Below are 14075 nucleotides of genomic sequence, written 5' to 3'. Positions count from 1 at the left end.
AGGAATTCATGGCAACCCTAAGTCATTCCTAAATGACCTCATTCGAGGTGCGCCGCTCGCTCATTCCGTTGTACGTTCTGTTCGCGGCGAGATGATCTTGCCGCTCCTACTGGAGGGAACCGAACACATGGGGAAGCGGATTTCGCGGATCGGTGCGCTCGTCGCCACGGTCGCGGCGGCCGGCACGCTCGTCGCGGGCGCGGGGGTCGCGAACGCGGCGCCGGCCAACGCGTGCACCGACCCGCACCAGGCCTCGGGCATCATCGGGAAGTGGGGCCCGGTCAGCAAGTCGAACTGCGCGATCTTCGGCCGCCCGGGGTTCCGCGCGGGCTACGGCTGGAACGTGCAGGAAGGCACCAACCAGTCCGCGTGCGTCCAGGGCTGGGGCTTCGACGCGAAGCACCCGAAGGGCGGCTGGTTCAGCCTCGGCTGCGGCAAGAGCGGCAAGATGACGGTGCCGTGGGGCAACATGGCCGCCAACCCGCAGGTCCGGGTCAAGAGCATGGGCGGCAGCATCGCGGTGATCGTCGACTGGCGCCAGTGACGTGATTCCGGTGCCCGCCGGCCATTCCCCGGCGGGCACCGGAACCAATCCGAAAACCGTCATTCGCTATTCGATGGCGACGATGTGGCGTCCGGTTCGGTCGGGCGCGATCGCGGAGAAAACAATCCCCGCCAACGGGCCCAGAATACCCAGTGCCAACGCGAGCGGAATGCCGCCGCCCGCCAGCGTCAGCGCGAAAAGCGGATACACGCCGGCACCCAGGCCGCGGCCGACGTAGTAACTGCTGTTCGCGCCCGTGGACCGGATGCGGGTCGGGTAGTACTCCGACATCCACACGCCCAGCACGCCGAATCCGCCGCAGGCCGCGGCCGACCACATGAGCGCCCAGAACGTGGCATCGCCCCAGAAGGACGTGCTCACGTGGTCCGTGCCGCTCAGGACCTGGCCGAGGAACCAGCCGAAGCCCGCCACCCCGAACACGCAGCTGGCCAGGAACGCGTACTTGCGCCGCACCAGGTCCGACAGCGCGCCCGTCGCCGAGTACGCGAGGATCGTGAACACGTACCCGATCAGCACCACGCCGCTCGCCGTGCCCAGCGGCAGGTGCTGCACCTTCAGCAGGTACGTGGACAGGTACACGCCGACGGAGTTGGTCGTGAGGAACATGGCCGTGGACAGCACCATGAAGATCACGCTGCCGTAGACCACCTTCGAGCGGAACACGTCCAGGATCGGCACGCGCGTACGCCGTAGGTCGGGTGGCAGGGTGCCTTCGCGCAGCCGCCGTTGGTACTCGAGCCAGTGGCGCGACTCCGGCAGCAGCCGGAACGCCGCGAGCCCGATCACCACGCTCACCACGCCGATCACGACGTAGCCGGTGCGCCAGCCCAGATCGTTGCCGAACCACGACAGACACGCATACAGCACGCCGACCGTCACGATCTCGCCGAGGAAGTACATCGACTGGATCAGCCCGCCCATCGTGCCGCGGCGGGTGGTTTTCCAGCACTCGGTGAACATCGAGAACGACAGGCCGAACAGGCCGCCCATCCCGAGCCCGGCCAGCAGCCGGGTGACCAGGAACGTCCCGAAGTTCGGCGCCAGCCCGCCGAGCACGGCGGCGATGCCGAAAGCGAGCACGGAGATCGCATACGTGCGGCGGCGCCCCAGCGTGTCACCGAGCCAGCCGAACAGGAAGCCGCCCGCGATCGAGGCGAAGCCCTGGAACGTCGCCACGCTCACCAGCGTCACCGTGGACACGTGCAGCGAGCCGGACAGGTAGGTGAGCGGGTAGCCGACGAGGTTGAGCTCGGCGCCGTCGAACAACGAGCCGAGGAACGCGAACACGAGGATGAACCGCAGCTCCCGGCGGCTCCCGGTTCTCGGTGGTGCCTCTGCTGACACAGCGGTCATTGGTGTGCCTTCCGAAGCGGTGGGGAGGGGTCAGAGCACCTTGCCGAGACCGGCGTGGGCGAGGGCGGCGGCGACCTCGTCGTCGGCCTCCGGGGCGAGCGGCAGCAGCGGCGAGCGCACGTAGGCGTTGGGGATGACCCCGCGCTGCACCAGGCCCAGCTTCAGCGCGACGCTGCCCTCCATGTGCGAACCGCGGTGGTACACGGCCTTGGTCAGCGGCAGCAGCCGGTCGTGCACCGCGCGCGCCGCCGGGTAGTCGCGGCGCTTGCCGGCCTGCAGCAGCTCCCACATGCCCTCGGGCGCCAGCGCGCCGTAGCCGACGAGCGCGCCGTCGACGTCGAACATGGTGTGCAGCAGGTACTCGTCGTGGCACGTGAGGATCTGCAGGTCGGGGAACTCCTTGCGCAGCACCGGGACCTCGGTGTCCCAGCGGCGCATGTTGCGCACGCCGTTCTTGATCGCGAACACGGAGTCGAGCTCGGCGATCTTGAGCTGCTCGGTGAGGTTGTAGCTCGCCTTTGTGACATCCGGGTACTGGAACAGGATCTGCGGCAGACCGGAGATCTCGCCGACGATGCGGTAGCGGTCGGCGGCGGCGCCGGGCTGGAAGCCGAAGCGCAGCCAGCTGTGCGCCGGGTAGAGCAGCACGCCCGCCGCGCCGGCCTCGCCGTAGCGCTTCGCCTCTTCACCCGCGACGCGGCTGCCGTCGCTGATCACCCCGGTGATGATCGGCTGCTTGCCCTCCACGGCGCCGACCAGGGTTTTCACCACGTCGCCGCGCTCGGTCTCGGTCATGCTGGCGCCTTCGCCGGCGTGCCCGTTGCACACGATGCCCTTGACGCCCGGCAGACCGGCGAGCCAGCGCCCGTGCACGGCCAGGGCTTCGTGGTCGACGTCGCCGCTCTCGGTGAACGGGGTGACACACGCCGGGACGAGGCCGCGCAGATCGAGAGACTTCATGACACTCCCTTGTTTCAGGCTGTGCAAACGATGGGGGAATCGGTTGCACAACGGTAGGCTGCGGGTTGCGCGAGAGTCAAGGAGCCGCATGAGCGAGCGAACACCGGAGAGCACCCGGGAGCCGGGGGTCCGTCCGACGATCAGCGACGTCGCGCTGGCGGCCGGCGTCAGCAAGTCGACGGTCTCGCGCGCTCTCAACCCCGAGCACCGGTTCTTCCGCAGCCCGTCGGCGGCGCGGATCCGCGAGATCGCCGAGGGCGTGGGCTACGAGCCGAACCCGGTCGCCGCCAACCTGCGGCGCCGGCAGACCAACACCTTCGGCGTGCTCGTGCCGCGGCTGACCGACACGGTGATGGCGATGTTCTACGAGGAGGTCGCCTCGGCGTGCACGCGCCGCGGGTACCACGCGCTGGTCGCGACCTCGCACGACGAGCCGGAGCTCGAGCGCGAGAACGGCCGGATGCTGCTCGGCCGCCGCGTCGACGGCCTGATCCTCACCACCGCGCGCACCGAAGGCGGCTTCTGCCAGGAACTGCTGGAGCGCGAGGTGCCGCACGTGCTGGCGATGCGCACGTTCGGCGACAGCGCCGCCGCCGTGGGCGACGACCGCCTCGGCGGCTACCTCGCCACGCGGCACCTCCTGGACCTCGGGCACCGCCGCATCGCGCTGGTCGCCGGCCCGGACTACGCGTCCAGCGCGCTCGGCCGCCGGGCCGGGTACGAGGACGCGTTGCGCGAAGCCGGGTTGCCCGCGTTCGTCCTGCCCTCGACGTTCAGCATGGAGAGCGGCGAGCACGCCGGCCGGGCCCTGCTCGCCCTGGACCCGCGCCCCACCGCCGTCTTCGCCGTGAACGACAACACCGCCGTCGGGCTGCTCTCGGCCGTGCAGCGCGCCGGCGTGCGGGTGCCCGACGAGCTGTCCGTGGTGGGGTACAACGACATTCCCCTCGCCGCGCGCCTGCCGGTGCCGCTCACCACCATCCGGGTGCCGTTCACGGAGATCGCCGGCGCGGCCGTGGACCTGCTGATCGACGTGGGCGCCGGCGTGCCGGCCAGCACGCGCCGGTTCGCGCCGACGTTGATCCCGCGCGGCACCACGCTGCGGGTGGGGTGAGGGGGCCCACGTCCGTCCACAGGGGACGGGTCCGTGCGGAACCAGTGCGCAGTTGTTGCAGACCCATGACATTTCCCGGCCCCGCCGCGGACGAAGCGTTGGCAGGCTGGACGGGGTGAACAACCGAGTGCTCAGCATCGCCTGGCGGCTGGTGGCCGCCGTCCTCCTCGTCGTGGCGACGGGGGTGACGTACTTGCTGCTGGTCCGCACGGAGTCCGGCCAGGAGGCCGACCAGCGGGTCCTGGAGACGTTCGACCCGTCGTTCACCCGCGCGTCGGGGGAGGTGCCGCTGCCGCTGGAGGTCCCGGTGCCGGCGCTGTTCGCCCTCGCGCTCGTGCTGGTCGTGGTGATCGGCCTGGTACGGCGCGCGTACCGGCGCACGGCCGCGGCCGTCGGGCTCATGGTGGTGGTCGCGGGCTTCGCGCAGCTGCTCAAGGTCGCCCTCGACCGGCCGAACCTGGCCGAGCGCATCCACTCCACCAGCAACAGCTTCCCCAGCGGCCACGTGACGGTGGCCGCGATGAGCGTGTTCGCCCTGCTGCTCGTGCTGCCGCGCGTCGGGCGGTTCGTGGCGGCGCCGCTGGGTGTCGCGTGGATCGTCGCGGTCGGCGTCTCGACGCTCACCGTGGGCTGGCACCGCCCCAGCGACTGCCTCGGCGGCTTCTTCCTCGCGGCGGCCGGCTACGCGCTGGCCTCGGCGTGCGTCGTCGAACGCCGCGGCCCACGGCTGCCCGCCGACGCCGCGACCGTGGAACTGGCTGTACCGCGGCCGGCGCCGGGGCAGCAGGACCGGCAGCCGTTCTCCGTACCGCGCTGACGGATCGGTACCCGGCTGTTGCCCTGCCGCGACAGACAGCTCGCGGTCCGCGGACATGCCGGCCGCACCCTCGAACCCGGGGACAGGGAGTCCTCACCGGAAACAAGAGGGTGCGTGATGAACGAGCTGACCGTGCGGGACCTGGGCCACGTGTACCTGATCGGCATCGGCGGGGTGGGGATGTCGGGCCTCGCGGAGATCCTGCTGCGCCACGGAGTGCCGGTGAGCGGCAGCGAGGTGGGCGACCGGCCGGCGCTGGCTTTGCTGGAGGAGCTGGGCGCGACCGTGCACCGCCGGCACTCGCCCGGGCACCTCTGGAACGCCGACACCGTGGTGTACTCGACAGCGATTCCCGGCGACCACGTGGAGCTCGTCGAGGCCCGCGACCGCGGGCTGCCGCTGCTGCACCGGTCCGAGGCCCTCGCGGCGGTATTGGCGGGGCGTCGCGCGATCGCGGTCGCGGGCACGCACGGCAAGACGACCACCACCGCGATGATCACGGTTGCGCTGCGCGCCGGCGGGGCCGACCCGTCGTACGTGATCGGCGGCGACGTCCGCACGCTGGGCTCCGGCGGCGTCGGCTCGGGCGAGTACTTCGTGGTCGAGGCCGACGAGAGCGACCGCTCGTTCTTCGCCTACACGCCCGAGGTCACGGTGGTCACGAACATCGACTCCGATCACCTCGACACCTACGGCGACGTCGAGGGCCTGCAGCAGGCGTTCCTCGACTTCTGCCGCCGCGTTCGGCCCGGCGGCTTCGTGGTGACCAACGCCGACGACGAGCGGTGCCGCCGGCTCGCCGCGGCGCTGCGGGCGGAAGGCCGGACCGTGTACACCTACGGCGAGGCCACCGACGCCGACCTCATCGTGGTGGGGCTTTCGCCGGTGACCACGGGGATCCGCTACGACGCCGTGCTCGACGGTGCCCTCGTCGGCGCGGTGCACGTGCCGGTGGTGGGCAAGCACCTCGGCCTCAACTCCGCGGCCGCGCTGCTCGTCGCGCAGCGGCTGGGCCGCACCGGCGCGATCCCTGGGTTACGCCGGTTTCCGGGCGTGCGCAGGCGGTTCGAGCTCCGCGGCGTCGCGCGCGGCGTGCGAGTGTACGACGACTATGCGTGCCACCACACGTCGATGGCCGCGTCGCTCACGGCATTGCGGTCGGTCGCGCGGGAGCACCGGCTGGTCGTGGTGTGCCAGCCCAATCGCGCGTACCGCGTGCGGCAGTTCCTCGGCGAGATGGCCGAGTCGCTGAGCCTGGCGGACCAGGCGGTGGTGCTTCCGGTGTTCGGCCCCGGCGAGACCGTCGCGGCGGGATTCGACGGCGAGGCGCTCACGGCCGCGATTCCGTTGCCGGAGAAGGACAAGGTGTACGCCGGGTCCGGCTCCGTGGCCTTGACCGAGGTGGTCCGGCGCGTTCAGCGGGGCGACGTCGTGGTGACCATCGGGTCGCCCGAGATGGCGACGCTCGCGGGCCGCATCGTCGAGGCGCTGCACGAGGGCTGAGCGCTTATTCGTGTGCCGGCCGGAGCGGTGGCGTGCTACTTTGCCCTGCTCCCAACGAAAGGAAGCTCATGACCGTTCCCGCGCCGCACCGCGAGTTCCTCGACGACGTACTGCCGAAGATCCGCCGCGACCCGCGCGTGGCCGGGGTGGCCGTCGGAGGCTCAATCGCCCACGGCGAGCCCGACGAATACTCCGATGTGGACATTGTCGTGGTCGTCGACGACGCGGCGTTCGAAGCGGTGCTGGGCGAGAGGTTCGCGTTGATCGGCTCGTGGGCCGACCTCGTCGCCGCCTTCACCGGCGAGCACGTCGGCGAACCGCGGCTGGTCATCAGCCTGACCGGACCGCGCCTGCTGCACGTGGACTTCAAATTCGTGCGCGTGGCGGACTTCGGCGAGCGGACGAGCGACCCGAAGATCCTGTGGGAACGCGACGGTGCGCTGACTCAGGCCCTCGCCGCCGCGCCGCTCGCCAAGGAGCCGCTGGACGAACAGTGGCTCGAAGACCGCTTCTGGGTCTGGGTCCACTACGCGGCGACGAAACTCGGGCGCGGCGAACTGTTCGACGTCCTCGGGTTCCTGGCTTTCCTGCGCGAAACGGTGCTGGGGCCGCTGATCGCCGTGCGTGCCGGCCTTGCCCCTCGGGGCGTGCGCCGGCTGGAGTTCGTCGCCCCGGACGCGGCGCGCGAGCTGCAGGCCACCGTCTGCGGGTACGACGCGAAGGAGGCCGCGTCGGCGGTGCTGGCGAGCGTGGAGCTGTACCGGCGGTGGCGTGGCGCCGTCGAACGGAGTGCCCGGGCCGAGGAGCTCGCGGTGCGGTACCTCGCCGACGTCGTCGGAGCGGGTGGCCGGTAGCGGACACGCTCGGGAGGGCTCCCGCCGCCCGCGGTTACCGTCCCCGGTGCTCGACCGGAGGAGGGGTGCGTCGTGGGCGGGTGGCGGGTCAGGACCGCGCGGTGGGTGATGGCCGTGCAGGCCGTGGCGTCGATCGGGATCTGGGTGGTGCAGCTGCTCACGGTGCTCGAACGGCTCGACCACGGCCAGGACGTGCCGGGTTCGGTGTGGCTCGTGCTCGTGCTGAACCCAGTCATCGCAGTGCTCGTCGCAGTCGCCGCGGCGTTCCTGCCGCGGCGCGAGTGGGCGGCGACGCTGGGGGTGGCCATGGAGGTGATCGGCGTGGTGAGCGCCGTGATCAGCGTGACCACCGGATACCCCCAGGCCGTGGTGGCGATCGTGCTGGCCCTCGCCGTGATCACGCTGATCGTCCGCCGCCGGCAGCCCGCCGTCGTCTGAGCCCGGGAAGGGGTTCCGCCGTGTCACGCTCGCGTCTGGCCGTCGCGGCCGCCGCCGTCGTCCTGCTCGCCACCGGCTGCGCCGGGCCGCCGCCGCCCGAGCAGTGCGACGGGCTCATGTGCGAGACCGTCGGCTACTGGCCCAGCACCGAAACGCAGATCGAAAACGGTTTCGTCGCCGTGCTCAGCGCCCTCGGCATCGTCCCCATCGTGCCCCGCAGCGCCAACGGCCCGGCGCGGCGCACCGTCACCATCGGCGGGTAGCTGCTGTTCCCGGAGAGGGCCCGGTCGGGGTGTCGTGACAGGGTCCTGCCCCGGTCAGGGCCAGGTGGCGGCCCCGCCTCGGCGTTTGCGGACTGCTTTGCCGGTGCCCGGCGGGTAGCCGTGCTTGGCCAGGCGCACTTCGGCGAGCTCGTCGGCGCTGCCGAGGGTGAGGAACAGGCCCAGGACCAGGGCCATGAGCAGTCCGAGCAGCACCAGCCCCGCGGGCAGCGGCGTGAGGAACACCAGGAGGAGGAACGCGGCGGTGAGCCACGGCAGCGCCTCGAAGAACACGCGGAGCGCGAACCGCAGCACCCACGTCCGGGCGGTCGCGTCGTGTAGCACCCACGGGCGGTACTCATCGGCCAGCCGAGCGCCGTAGACGTAGCGCAGCCACCGGATCGGACCTGGTCGTGGGGTCACCATAGTCACTCCAGTGTGCGCTTCCCGCCGTCGTTTCACTCCAGCGAAGCCAGCGCCGCCTCCGCCGAGCCCGCGTGCTTCGCCAGGTCCCGCCACGGGTCGGCCTTGCGCGCCAGGCGTTGCTTCTGCTTCGCGGGCGGCCAGCCGTCCGGGTCCGCCTTGCCGAGCTCGCGCCAGTCGAGCGGCGTCGCGGCTGCCGCGCCGGGGCGGGCGCGCAGGGAGTACGGCGCGATGAACGTCTGGGCGTAGCCGTTGCGGTTGGCGTCGAGGAAGATCCGGTCGCCGCGGCTGTCCTTGCGCTGCGCCGTGGTGAGGTGGTCCGGGTCCTCGTCGGCCACGCGGTCGGCGAGCGTGCGGGCGAGGTCCAGCACGACGTCGGTGTCGGAGCGGGCGTCGAGCGGGGCGAGCACGTGGAAGCCGCGCCCGCCGGTCGCCTGCACGAAGGCGGTGAGGCCGGCTTTCTCGTAGTGGCCGCGGATCTTGCGCGCCACCTCGCGCAGGCGGGCCACCGGCGTGCCGTCCGGCGGGTCGAGGTCGAGCACGAGCCGGTCCGGCTGCCCGGGACTGTCCACGGTGGACAGCCACACGTGGAACTCCACCGTCCCCTGGCCGGCGAGGTAGACGAGGGCGTCGGTGTCGTCGCAGACCACGTACTCGTCCGTGCCCCCGCCGCGCCGCGGCACGCGTTCCACGCGCAGCCACTCCGGGAAGTGCTCGCCGGGGTGCTTCTGGAACCAGCCCTGGCCGTCGATGCCGTCGGGGAAGCGGCGCAACGTCAGCGGGCGTCCGCGCAGGTGCGGCACCATCACGCCGGCCACCGCACGGTAGTGCTCGACGACGTCACCCTTGGTGAGCCCGTCCGCGGGATAGAACACCTTGTCGGGATGGGAAACTTCGATCACGGCTTCTCCCGCACCACGTCGGCCGGCTTCTTGTCGTCGCGCAGGCCCAGGAACCGCGGGTGCCGCAGCCGCCCGTCGCGGGTCCACTCCGAGAACCCGATCTGCGCCACCAGCTCCGGCCGCACCCAGTGCGTCGCCTGCTCGCGCACGGCATCGGCGAACGGCGACCGGGTTGTCTCGCGCTGCGTCAGCTGGTCGTGCAGCGACGCCAGCAGCTTCTCGCCGAACCCGGTGCCGACCTTGCCGGCGTACCGCAGCTCGTCGCCTTCGTAGTAGCCCAGCAGCAACGCGCCGAAGCCGTGCCGCGCGCCCTGCGGGTCGGTGAACCCGGCGACCACGAGCTCCTGGCCCTGGGCGCACTTGAACTTCAGCCAGTCCGCCGACCGTCCCGAGTGGTACGGCGCGTCGGCCCGCTTCGCGATCACGCCCTCCCAACCGCGCCGGCAGGCCTCCTCGAAGAACTTCTCCCCGTCGGTGTCCCGGTGCGCCGACAACCGCAGCGGATCCGCGAACTCGAACGCGTCCTTCAGCAGGGCCTTGCGTTCGCGCAGCGGCAACGGCGTGGCGTCGTGGCCGTCGAAGTGCAGCAGGTCGAACAGGTAGTAGTACACGCGCACCCCGGTCGCCCGCGCCCGCGCCGGATCCGTGAGGTGGATCCGCGGCTGCAACGCGGCGAAGCTGGTGCTGTCGCCGTCGAACGCGACGATCTCGCCGTCCGCCACGAACCGCGGGCCGCCTTGGCGGTCGAGCGCCTCGACGAGCTCCGGGTAGGCGTTGTCCATGACCTTGTGGTTGCGCGAGTAGAGCGTGGGCGTGCCGCCGTCGCGCACGCAGAGCGCGCGGACGCCGTCGAGCTTGCGCTCGAACATCCAGCCCGCGTCGGAGAACCGGCGGTCGGTCAACGTCGCGAGGGTCGGTTCCCGCCAGCCTGGCGTGGTCATCGCGTAGTCCTTTCGACACCTCGCTTCGGAGTGCCCGGCCCACCGTCGTTCGAAACTCCAGCTCAGCGCGCTGCGGAACCGGCCCGCGGCGGTCCCGGTGCCCGCTTCGCAGCCACGGAGAGTGCTCGCGTCCGGTCACTTGCGCGACGAGTCTTGTCAACGCCGACTAACTAGCATTACGTTACTAACAAGTCGCTAGTTAGGAGCCAGCGTGGGCTGCAACGAGCACGCGGACCCCCGGTGGGCCCGGCCGGGCCGCAACAGGGTCGTCACGAGCGAAGTCGACGAATGGGCGACCGCCGACGGGCAGCGGGTCGCCGTTTTCGCGCAAGAACCGGACCGTGCCGGGGAAAAGCCGGTTGTCGTCCTGTGCCACGGGCTGGGCGGGAGCCACCGCGGCTACGCGGGCCTCGGTCACCACCTCGCGTCCCACGGCTACGCGGTGCTGCACCCGCAGTTCCGCGACGCCTTCGATCTCGCCGGACCGGAGCTCGGACTGTCCGGTGTGGACGAGCGGACCTGGGCCGCGGATCCCGTGGCCAGGCAGCGGATGCACGCGCTGCTGTTCGACCCGGAACACTGGCTGTCCCGGGTCGACCGGGTGCACGCGGTGCTCGACGCGCTCGCCGCCAGGCCGAACCTGAACCCCGACGGCGTCCTGCTCGCCGGGCACTCCTTCGGCGCCTACACCGCCCAGCTCCTCCTGGGCACGCGCCTGACCGGCTACGGGACCTTCGCTCACCCGGCCGTCGCGGGCGGAATCCTGTTGTCACCACAGGGAAGCGGCGACCGTGGGCTCACCCCGAGCTCCTGGCAGGACGTCGAGCTGCCCCTGCTGGTCGTCACCGGCACGCGCGACTTCGGCGCTCGCGGCGAGGGCGTCGAATGGCGCCGCGAGCCGTACGACCGGGCGCGCTCGCGGGTCAAGCACCTCGCCGTGGTCCACGACGGCGACCACCAGCTCGGTGGAATCCCGCGCCACGAAACCGAGAACAGCCCGACCGCGGCCGCGATCTGCGCGGTGGCCACGGCGTTCGCCGACCGCGTGCACGGCGACCGGGCCGCGGGGGAGTGGCTCGCGACCGCGCCCTTCGCGACGATCCTCGACCACACCCACCAGGAGGAGGCCGCATGTCCGACGTCGTGATCAGCGCGACGGGCGTCGAGCGGACGTTCGTTTCCCGCGGCCACGCGGTCCACGCGCTGGGCCCGGTCGACTTGACCGTCGAAAGAGGACAGTTCGTCGCGATCGTCGGCCCGTCCGGCTGCGGGAAGTCGACGTTGCTTCGGATCGTCGCGGGGCTGGCCGCACCCTCGGCCGGCGAGATCGTGATCGACCGCGCCGACGCGGACTCGCCGCTGTGCTCCATGGTCTTCCAGGACTACGGCATTTTCCCCTGGAAGACCGTGCTCGCCAATGTACGGCTCCCGCTCGACATCGCCGGCGTCGCACGGGCGAGGGCCAACGAGGTCGCCCGCGACTGGATCGAACGCGCCGGCGTGGCCGGCTTCGAGTCCGCTTACCCGGCCACGCTGTCCGGCGGCATGCGCCAGCGCGTCGCCCTGGCCCGGGCGTTCGTGGCCAACCCCGAGATCCTCCTGATGGACGAGCCGTTCGCCGCCCTCGACGCGCAGCTGCGCCTCGTGCTGCAGCAAGAGCTGCTGCGGGTGTGGGAGGCGCACCGGCGCACGATCCTGTTCGTCACCCACGCCATCGACGAGGCGCTGCTGCTGGCCGACCGCGTCGTCGTCATGTCGTCGCGGCCCGGGCGCATCCTCGACGACATCGAGGTCCCGTTCGCCCGGCCGCGCACCCGCGCCGCGCGTTCGGCGGCCGAGTTCGGCGCTCTCGAAGACCACATCTGGCGGCTCCTGAAAGGTGAGGTGGAAGAACGTGAGCACGCTCATGACGTCGCATGACCGGCTCGGCGGTCGCGAGCTCGTCCGGCGCACGCCCGGCCCCGCCGAGCTGGCGCCCCAGCGGCACGCCCGGCGCCGCCGCGGCGTGACCATCACCCTGGCCTGGGCGACCCCGGTGCTGATCATCGTGGTTTGGGAGCTGACCGCGCAGTTCGGCATCCTCGACACCCGGTTCTTCCCGGCCCCCAGCGTGATCTGGCAGGCGGGCGTCAAGTCCATTCAGGACGGTGTGATGACCGACGCCATCGTCGACACCGTGCGCAAGCTCGTGATCGGCTACGGGATCGGCGTGGTGGCCGGCGTGGCGCTCGGCGTCCTGCTGGGACTGTCGTGGATCGTCCGGGCGGCACTGGAACACACGCTGGTCGCGCTGTACACGCTGCCGAAGCTCGCGCTGTTCCCCGTGTTCCTGCTCGTGTTCGGTCTCGGTGGGCTGCCGCAGATCGTGCTGGTCGGCGTGTCGGTGTTCTTCATCGTGGTGCTCGCCTCGACCACCGCGGTCCTGTCGGTCGAGCAGGGCTACCGTGACGCGGCCGAAGTGCTCGGCGCCAAGCGCACCCAGCTGCTGCGCCACGTCATCCTCCCGGCCGCGCTGCCCGCCATCGCGACCTCGATCCGGCTGACCGCGGGCATCGCCATCCTCGTGATCGTCGGCATCGAGATGGTCTCAGGCGACAGCGGCCTCGGCTACCTGATCTTCCAGCGCTCCCAGGTGTTCGACCCCGCGACGATGTACGCCGGCGTGATCATCGCCGGGGTGATCGGCGTGGCCTTCACCGGCCTCGTCACCCTCGCGCTGAAGTTCGCCGTCCCCCAGCAGCGGCCGCGCCTGCGCCGGTCCTGAGTCCCTCGTCTCCCCAACGCCCCTTTTTTCCTCAGGAGAGCCATGTCCAGAACCACCCGGGCGCTCTGCGCCACCGCCGTCGCGGCCGGCCTGGCGTTCGCGAGCGCGTGTGCCCCGTCGTCGCAGCAGAACCAGGCCACCGACGCCCGGCAGGTGTCCGTGTTGCCGGCCGGCGTGAGCCTGTCGGGCAAGGCGGGCACGCCCGCGCCCAAACCGCTGGCACAGCGCACCTCGCTCAAGGTCGGCATCCCGTCCAAACTGGAGCTCGAAGCACCGGCGCTGCTCGCCCAGGTCTACGGCGAGTTCGGCAAGGAGAACCTCGACGTCACCTTCGTCACCGACACGGTGCCGAACCTGCTCACGTTGCTGGGGCAGGACAAGATCGACCTCGTCTACGCGGAGCGCGCAGGCCCTGGTGTTCAACGCGCTGCGCCACGGCGTGCCGATCCGCTGGGTCTCCGGTGTCGCTTCGTCCTCTCCGGACAGTGGTGTCTACATGAGCACCAAGTACGGCAGCAAGGCGAGCGATTTCAACCCGGCGTCGCTGAAGGGCAAGAACATCGGCGTCAACCCCGGTGGGCTGGCCGCTCCGTCGGAGTACGGGCTGTACGACCTGATCACCAAGGGCGGCCTCAAGCCCGACGACGTGCGGATGACACCGTTCAGCGACATCGCCGCGATGGTGCAGGCGCTCAACAACGGGTCGATCGACGGCGCAACCCTCGGCCCGCCGTTCACCGCGAGCATCAAGCCGGGCACCGCGTTCAACGCCGAAGGCGGGTACCCGGACAGCATGCAGATCGCCGGCTACTTCGCGACCACCGCGCTGCTGGGCGAACACCGTGACGCGGGCGTCGCGTTCTTCCGCGCGGTGGAGCGGACGGTGAACACGCACCTGTCCGGTGACTACCACCAGGACACCGACGTGATGACCAAGATGGCCCAGCAGCTCGGCACGACCGTCGAGACGCTGCGGGTCGCGCCGTCGGTGCCGTTCGACTTCAACGTGCCCGCCGAATCGGTGGCGAGCCTGCAGAAGATGTACCAGGCGGTGCCGAACACGCTGCAGATCGACTCCCCGGTGAAGCCCGAAGAGCTGATCGACCTGTCGCTCGTGATCGACGCGGCGCAAGGCAAGTGAACCCCCGCATCCCGACGCGAGCACGGAGGACAACCACACG

16 protein-coding genes are annotated in these 14075 nt (G+C 71.1%); 11 read left to right on the top strand and 5 right to left on the bottom strand.

Going from position 1 to position 14075, the window contains the following annotated elements:
- Window positions 1-127: 127 nt before the first annotated feature.
- A complete protein-coding gene (locus ACQPXB_RS31170; RefSeq protein ID WP_432845402.1) occupies window positions 128-544 on the top strand; it encodes a hypothetical protein in 417 nt (138 codons plus the stop codon).
- Between the two features lie 66 nt (window positions 545-610).
- Here ACQPXB_RS31170 and ACQPXB_RS31165 read toward each other — a convergent pair whose 3' ends face one another.
- Window positions 611-1918: an MFS transporter gene (locus tag ACQPXB_RS31165; protein ID WP_432845401.1), complete on the bottom strand. Its 1308-nt coding sequence runs from the start codon at window positions 1916-1918 to the stop codon at window positions 611-613.
- A 30-nt stretch (window positions 1919-1948) separates the two neighbouring features.
- Window positions 1949-2878, bottom strand: coding sequence for a dihydrodipicolinate synthase family protein (locus ACQPXB_RS31160; RefSeq protein WP_366581163.1), 930 nt, complete (start codon window positions 2876-2878; stop codon window positions 1949-1951).
- A gap of 88 nt (window positions 2879-2966) precedes the next feature.
- Between ACQPXB_RS31160 and ACQPXB_RS31155 the strand changes: the two genes are divergently transcribed.
- The 6 genes from ACQPXB_RS31155 (at window position 2967) to ACQPXB_RS31130 (ending at window position 7867) form a co-directional block, all read left to right on the top strand.
- Entirely contained in the window at window positions 2967-3992 is a 1026-nt protein-coding gene (locus tag ACQPXB_RS31155) for a LacI family DNA-binding transcriptional regulator (protein WP_432845400.1), read from the top strand.
- A gap of 115 nt (window positions 3993-4107) precedes the next feature.
- On the top strand, window positions 4108-4809 hold the full coding sequence (locus ACQPXB_RS31150) for a phosphatase PAP2 family protein (protein WP_366581167.1): 702 nt from the start codon (window positions 4108-4110) through the stop codon (window positions 4807-4809).
- 117 nt (window positions 4810-4926) lie between these two features.
- Window positions 4927-6312, top strand: a complete 1386-nt coding sequence (gene murC, locus ACQPXB_RS31145) for a UDP-N-acetylmuramate--L-alanine ligase (RefSeq protein WP_432845399.1) — start codon at window positions 4927-4929, stop codon at window positions 6310-6312.
- Between the two features lie 68 nt (window positions 6313-6380).
- Window positions 6381-7166: a nucleotidyltransferase domain-containing protein gene (locus tag ACQPXB_RS31140; RefSeq protein ID WP_432845398.1), complete on the top strand. Its 786-nt coding sequence runs from the start codon at window positions 6381-6383 to the stop codon at window positions 7164-7166.
- Between the two features lie 72 nt (window positions 7167-7238).
- Window positions 7239-7604 (top strand): hypothetical protein, encoded by a 366-nt coding sequence (locus ACQPXB_RS31135; protein WP_386949962.1) that lies wholly within the window; start codon window positions 7239-7241, stop codon window positions 7602-7604.
- A 20-nt stretch (window positions 7605-7624) separates the two neighbouring features.
- A complete protein-coding gene (locus tag ACQPXB_RS31130; protein ID WP_386949960.1) occupies window positions 7625-7867 on the top strand; it encodes a hypothetical protein in 243 nt (80 codons plus the stop codon).
- Between the two features lie 54 nt (window positions 7868-7921).
- Here ACQPXB_RS31130 and ACQPXB_RS31125 read toward each other — a convergent pair whose 3' ends face one another.
- Genes ACQPXB_RS31125 through ligD (ACQPXB_RS31115) form a run of 3 tightly spaced genes read right to left on the bottom strand, consistent with a single transcriptional unit; the run spans window position 7922 to window position 10130 of the window.
- A complete protein-coding gene (locus ACQPXB_RS31125; protein WP_432845397.1) occupies window positions 7922-8290 on the bottom strand; it encodes a DUF5313 family protein in 369 nt (122 codons plus the stop codon).
- Between the two features lie 32 nt (window positions 8291-8322).
- The gene (gene ligD / locus ACQPXB_RS31120) at window positions 8323-9189 is read right to left on the bottom strand and encodes a non-homologous end-joining DNA ligase (protein ID WP_432845396.1); all 867 of its coding nucleotides are present in this window, start codon (window positions 9187-9189) and stop codon (window positions 8323-8325) included.
- Complete coding sequence (gene ligD / locus ACQPXB_RS31115) at window positions 9186-10130, bottom strand: non-homologous end-joining DNA ligase (protein ID WP_432845395.1); 945 nt, start codon at window positions 10128-10130, stop codon at window positions 9186-9188. Before ligD (ACQPXB_RS31115) ends, ligD (ACQPXB_RS31120) begins: the two co-directional genes overlap by 4 nt.
- A gap of 211 nt (window positions 10131-10341) precedes the next feature.
- Between ligD (ACQPXB_RS31115) and ACQPXB_RS31110 the strand changes: the two genes are divergently transcribed.
- From ACQPXB_RS31110 to ACQPXB_RS31095, 4 genes are all read left to right on the top strand, one after another.
- Complete coding sequence (locus tag ACQPXB_RS31110; RefSeq protein WP_366581177.1) at window positions 10342-11277, top strand: alpha/beta hydrolase family protein; 936 nt, start codon at window positions 10342-10344, stop codon at window positions 11275-11277.
- Entirely contained in the window at window positions 11262-12050 is a 789-nt protein-coding gene (locus ACQPXB_RS31105; protein WP_432845394.1) for an ABC transporter ATP-binding protein, read from the top strand. Before ACQPXB_RS31110 ends, ACQPXB_RS31105 begins: the two co-directional genes overlap by 16 nt.
- Window positions 12025-12894, top strand: coding sequence for an ABC transporter permease (locus tag ACQPXB_RS31100; protein WP_432845393.1), 870 nt, complete (start codon window positions 12025-12027; stop codon window positions 12892-12894). Before ACQPXB_RS31105 ends, ACQPXB_RS31100 begins: the two co-directional genes overlap by 26 nt.
- Window positions 12895-13309: 415 nt before the next feature.
- On the top strand, window positions 13310-14035 hold the full coding sequence (locus tag ACQPXB_RS31095) for an ABC transporter substrate-binding protein (protein WP_432845392.1): 726 nt from the start codon (window positions 13310-13312) through the stop codon (window positions 14033-14035).
- Window positions 14036-14075 lie beyond the last annotated feature (40 nt).

It is taken from the genome of Amycolatopsis sp. CA-161197 (genome assembly GCF_050942255.1).
Lineage (GTDB): Bacteria > Actinomycetota > Actinomycetes > Mycobacteriales > Pseudonocardiaceae > Amycolatopsis.
The sequence above is the reverse complement of the archived record's forward strand: the minus strand, read 5'-3'. Positions and strand labels throughout refer to the sequence as shown.

Coding starts and splice junctions, on each gene's coding strand:
- ACQPXB_RS31170 (WP_432845402.1), top strand. CDS start 128: ATGGGGAAGCGGATTTCGCGGATCGGTGCGCTCGTCGCCACGGTCGCG.
- ACQPXB_RS31165 (WP_432845401.1), bottom strand. CDS start 1,918: ATGACCGCTGTGTCAGCAGAGGCACCACCGAGAACCGGGAGCCGCCGG.
- ACQPXB_RS31160 (WP_366581163.1), bottom strand. CDS start 2,878: ATGAAGTCTCTCGATCTGCGCGGCCTCGTCCCGGCGTGTGTCACCCCG.
- ACQPXB_RS31155 (WP_432845400.1), top strand. CDS start 2,967: ATGAGCGAGCGAACACCGGAGAGCACCCGGGAGCCGGGGGTCCGTCCG.
- murC (WP_432845399.1), top strand. CDS start 4,927: ATGAACGAGCTGACCGTGCGGGACCTGGGCCACGTGTACCTGATCGGC.
- ACQPXB_RS31140 (WP_432845398.1), top strand. CDS start 6,381: ATGACCGTTCCCGCGCCGCACCGCGAGTTCCTCGACGACGTACTGCCG.
- ACQPXB_RS31125 (WP_432845397.1), bottom strand. CDS start 8,290: ATGGTGACCCCACGACCAGGTCCGATCCGGTGGCTGCGCTACGTCTAC.
- ligD (WP_432845395.1), bottom strand. CDS start 10,130: ATGACCACGCCAGGCTGGCGGGAACCGACCCTCGCGACGTTGACCGAC.
- ACQPXB_RS31105 (WP_432845394.1), top strand. CDS start 11,262: ATGTCCGACGTCGTGATCAGCGCGACGGGCGTCGAGCGGACGTTCGTT.